5 protein-coding genes are annotated in these 4731 nt (G+C 46.0%); 1 reads left to right on the plus strand and 4 read right to left on the minus strand.

Annotated elements, in window-relative coordinates; genetic code table 11:
• Positions 1–273: 273 nt before the first annotated feature.
• Positions 274–1254 carry an ABC transporter ATP-binding protein gene (locus QUB26_RS31195; RefSeq protein ID WP_333241944.1) on the minus strand — a complete coding sequence of 327 codons (981 nt, stop codon included), beginning with the start codon at positions 1252–1254 and terminating at the stop codon, positions 274–276.
• A 110-nt stretch (positions 1255–1364) separates the two neighbouring features.
• On the opposite strand from QUB26_RS31195, the gene QUB26_RS31200 reads away from it, so the two are divergent.
• Positions 1365–1553, plus strand: a complete 189-nt coding sequence (locus QUB26_RS31200) for a hypothetical protein (protein WP_333056649.1) — start codon at positions 1365–1367, stop codon at positions 1551–1553.
• 61 nt (positions 1554–1614) lie between these two features.
• On the opposite strand, the gene QUB26_RS31205 is transcribed toward QUB26_RS31200, so the two are convergent.
• From QUB26_RS31205 to QUB26_RS31215, 3 genes are all read right to left on the minus strand, one after another.
• Positions 1615–2544 carry a phosphoribulokinase gene (locus QUB26_RS31205; protein ID WP_333241946.1) on the minus strand — a complete coding sequence of 310 codons (930 nt, stop codon included), beginning with the start codon at positions 2542–2544 and terminating at the stop codon, positions 1615–1617.
• Between the two features lie 235 nt (positions 2545–2779).
• Entirely contained in the window at positions 2780–4411 is a 1632-nt protein-coding gene (locus QUB26_RS31210; RefSeq protein ID WP_333241948.1) for a GTP-binding protein, read from the minus strand.
• A gap of 86 nt (positions 4412–4497) precedes the next feature.
• Positions 4498–4731, minus strand: a 234-nt coding sequence (locus QUB26_RS31215; RefSeq protein WP_333302677.1) for a hypothetical protein, incomplete at its 5' end; no start/stop codon positions are given.

A 4731-nucleotide genomic window follows, 5' to 3' on the forward strand; every position in this document is an offset into this window, starting at 1 on the left:
GTTGGTACATTGTTATGTAGGGTGCGGATCTGCTCATGTTTAATGAAACTTGCAGATTGACTGGTGGCGACGCACCTATGCTTACGACAAGATTGTGTGTACCGCATATACATGGAATATGCTGTAATTGCCCAAAACCCACAATCTCGTAAACCCGCCCCCGCGCCACCATCAATCCCAATCTACGTCTTTTAAGATATAGCCTTTCTCAAAAAAAGTGAGGTATGCCCTATGCCCATGAGTACCTCCTATGAGAACTCAAAAGGCTATACTTCAACCACTAGAATAAATCCCTCTTTCTTGCAGTTGCTGCATAAAAAACTCTTCCAAACTAGGCTTAGCCAAATTCATCCCAATTAACTGCCCTCCCGTACCGCTCAGACTAGAAATAAACTCCTTCGGATCGCCCTGCAAATGACCGTACCACAAATCATTATCAACTTCCATATCCGGTATCCATTTTTGCAGGATATTCAAGTGGCCTCCCCTACCTTCAACCCGGTAAGTTTCAGTATTACCCAAAAGTTCATCGATCGCACCCATGCAGATTAATTCACCCTTAGCCAAAATTGCCACTCGATCGCAAATCTTCTCCACATCCGACAATATATGTGAATTAAAAAAAATTGTTTTTCCTTGATTTTTCAGCGATAAAATTATCTCCCGCATCTGATAGCGTCCCATCGGATCTAAACCAGACATCGGCTCATCTAAAAATACCACATCTGGATTGTTAATCAAAGCTTGAGCCATGCCGATCCGTTGCAGCATTCCCTTAGAATACTGGCGCAACTGTTTTTTAATTGCCGCCGATTGAGATAGCCCAACTAAGTCTAGCAAATTGGGAATTCGCTGTCGCTGAATCGAGGTGGGAATTTGAAATAACCCCGCCGCAAATTGCAAGAATTCCCAGCCCGTGAGATAATCGTAAAAATAGGGATTTTCTGGCAAATAGCCGACTCGCTGCTTCACAGTGCGATCGCCCAAAGGCCTCCCCAACAGCAGCGCCCGGCCAGAAGTGGGCCGCACTATACCCAGCAAAGTTTTCAGCAGCGTAGTTTTCCCCGCTCCATTTTGCCCTAACAACCCAAAAGTTTCCCCCTCAGAGATAGTCAGAGTGCAATTTTTGAGCGATTCAATTTTTTCATTCATCCAGAAGCCAGTACGGTAGAACTTCCCCAGATTAAATGTTTCCACCACTGGGGTAGCTCTGGGCATCTCGGTGGGATTTGGCGCATCTATAAGAGGTTCCATTTTTGTCAGAGAAATAACTAGCACCTGATTATATTCTATTGCATAAGTTAAGTAATAATTGCTCTTTTTAATGTTAAACTAATATTAGCTGTAGTTAAAATTTTCTCAATATGGAACGTTCAAAACTTGTTGCTATTATCACTGGAGTGATTTCTATAGTTTTAGCAGTTGCCTACCTGCTCCTTGTTACCCTCCTTGACTTCCGAGGCGAAATGGTGCCCGCACCTCAAAGTCAGTTGCCAGTCTCCATGCCACTTCAGCAATTAGGCACTGTTAACCAGACTTTGCGAGTACATTAGTTATTGGTTATTAATCATTGCAATAACAACTAACAACCAACAACTGCTAACTGCCAACTAACTAATACACATGAATTGCTTTCATCATGTGATATGCAACCAGCAACTGCGTCAAAGCTAGCGGGTAACTTTGCAAAACTTCGCCAGTTGTGCCGATCAGTTTGCCAATTTCCGGGTTGCCTTGGGCGGAACAAAATCCCCGCAGGTGCGGCAACTCGCCGCACAACATCATTTCCAGTTCGTTTACTTGCTCGCTGGTAGCGTGGGAGTCTACTTCCAAAACGTCCACTGGTTTGCCCATATCCCGATCGAGTCCCAAGCGAATTGCAGGTTTAAAACTCTCGCTGCCTCGACCTAAAATTTCAGTAAAATCAGGGTGAGGAATTGTCGGCCTGAGCACTAAACGGACGCTCAAATTTGATTCATTTTCCGCTTCGGGCGGGTAAAAACTAACTACAACGTCGGCCGATTTGCGCTGAGGACGAATGAAGTCTTCAGAGTCTGGTTCCCGTTTTTTTATTTCTGCAAGCACCTGTTCTTCAGTATAACCGCGCTTCATGACATCGCGCTTAACTTTCCACTGAGTTCGCAACTCTTCGGGAGGAGCAAGATACACTTTTACGTCGTAAGAATCGCGGATTGTTCGGGTTGCGTAACCCAGCAAACCTTCAACTATGACAAATTTGCTGGGCTTGATGTATTCCGGCGGGTCAAATGTACCTGTCGTGTGGTTGTAGATGGGTTTGAGAATTGCTTGTCCGGTACGCAGCAGGCTGAGGTGCTGCTGCATGATATCGAGGTGATTGCAGTCGGGATGCAATGCTGTGATTCCGATTTCGGCCCGCTGCTTTCTGTCGTAGCGATGATAGTCGTCAGTGCAAATCACAGTGACATTTTCTGGCCCCAATACTTGGGCAATTCCCCGCGTCAGGGTGGTTTTGCCCGCTGCGCTGTCTCCGACAATACCGAGAATAATTGGTCGATCGCTCATTGTTTTTACCCGGACGCACAATAGCAAATTTTGTTGTCAATCTTCAATCTTATCAAAATTGTGTTCCATCCGATCGCTCGGTTTGACTTGCTCCCCCCGGAGTCTCCCCCATGTGTAAAATTATTGTAAAATTTCTTAATAAAATTCAACAAAGCATACTCAGGGAACATCTCATTGAACGATCGTAATTACCCAATTCTCAATTCCCTGTTTGCCCAATTCCCTGTTTTGCCCATTACCAGTCATCGTTTCGTTTGTTGCTGTAAGTTTCCCAATCGTCTTGTTGTGGTGGCTGATACAAAGGTTCTGCTTCCAATTCGGCTGACATTTCTAATTCAGGTTCCGATTCCTGCTGATAAATGTTCAGAGGTTCGACAACGCGGGCGATCGCATCTTTGACAAATGCTTTGACAAACTCGTCCTTCCTATTTAACTGAAACTGCCTTTGTACAACTTCGGCGATGCCACCATCGCCCCAATCTTGGTCATGGCGGAAATATTCAATAAAACTTTTACCAGCAATTCTAGTTAAATAAGCCGCACTAACTGCTTGAATTGCTTTGCCAAGTACAAACCCCGCTACGCTTAATTGCAGCGCCCTTGACACTACTTGAATTACCCCTTCAACTATTCCCAAACTTGCTAGGGTTTTTGCTAGAGACAATGCCAATTCTTTCGCGCGATCGATATTTAATTCGCAGCCGTAAATTTTGGCAATTTCTACTACCATTTGAGCGTTAACTGCTGCTGTCGCTAACAAATCCACAACAGGCAAAGGCGTTACGGCAATTACTCCGGCTCCGATCCACTGAAATCGCTCTACTGCCTTATCAGCTTGCCGCCTTCTTTGAGCATCAATTAACTTGCGCGCTTGGTCTCCTAAGTGCTGAGATTGCAGCAAAATATTGTCCGCAATTAAGTCTTCACCTTCGGCTCGCAAAATCGCAGCGACGCGCCGAATTAATGGCATAATATCCGGGTATGGCTGAAAAATTGTGCCGTCTTCTAGTACAACTTTTTGCGGATTGGCGCTAATTGCTACTACATCCATTGCTGATACAAAACCTTTGACTCGCTGCCGCAGTTGATCGAGAATTTCATCTCTGTCGGTGTCGGGATAAAGGTCAACTTTATTAAAAACCACGATCGACCTTTTGCCAATTTCCGCCAAAGTCCGCAGCGGTTCGTACTCGGATTTGCGTAAATCGCCGTCCAAAACAAATAAGATCAAATCTGCCCTCGCCGCCAACTGCCTCGCCAATTCCTCTCTGTAAGTTCCCGCAACTCCCGCTTCCAAGATGCCAGGGGTATCAGTAATTGCTAATTCTCGATCGATTCCTTTCAATTTCAGAGTGTAAGTTTCCCCAACTTCGGTAGTTCCCATCGGCGCGCCCACCTGTCCCGCCATCCGCCCCACCAGCGCATTCACAGCGGAAGTTTTGCCCGCAGAACCGGTGCCGAAAACAACTACTCGAACGCTGCCCCTCGCCATGCTAGCTTCAATTTCGCGGGCTCTCAACAGCAAAGCTTGCCGCGCTACTTCATCTTGAATGCGATCGACTTGTTGCCGAATTGCTTTAAGATTTTCCGAAGCAGCTTCACTTTTCACAACAGGAATCTTCGGAGTAATCGGCCGTTTTCCCTTAACTTTCTGGGGGCGTTGCAGCAGCCTAAAATAGTAAACCAGCGCAAAAATTAGGGTTCCCAAAAGTACAATTATCAGGAAAATCAGCAAATTAGCCAGCAGCGGAGAAGCAGACCACGCAACTTGACTGTAAAGCCCTGTTAAGGAACTCACCAGCCCAATAATCAGCCCCAGGGCGAGGCAGAAAGCAGCAATTAAGGTTAACAGGCGCGGCAAAGGCATGAGGGGAGTGGCAAATAAAAGGGTTATACTTTGATTTTTACATTACGCCGATCGTCATCAGTCATGGCAAATCTAAAATCTAAAATCTAAAATCTAAAATGGCCGAGCGCCCGATCGTACTGCGCGAACCCGCAAATCCCGATTCTGTCGCACTGCGGGCGCGATTTGCGGGGTTTTAGTGGTAGCGGGTGCAGATAAAGTGCGATCGCGCCCGCAGTCTGCAATTGTAGCTTGCACGAGAACTTAGGATCGCGAATTAAATAACTTACAATTTTAATTGTTATTGTGGGATGGGCGTCCCGCCCGTCCTTTTTGGACGG

Origin of the sequence: Microcoleus sp. B4-C1, assembly GCF_036705285.1 — a bacterium.
GTDB lineage: Bacteria > Cyanobacteriota > Cyanobacteriia > Cyanobacteriales > Microcoleaceae > Microcoleus.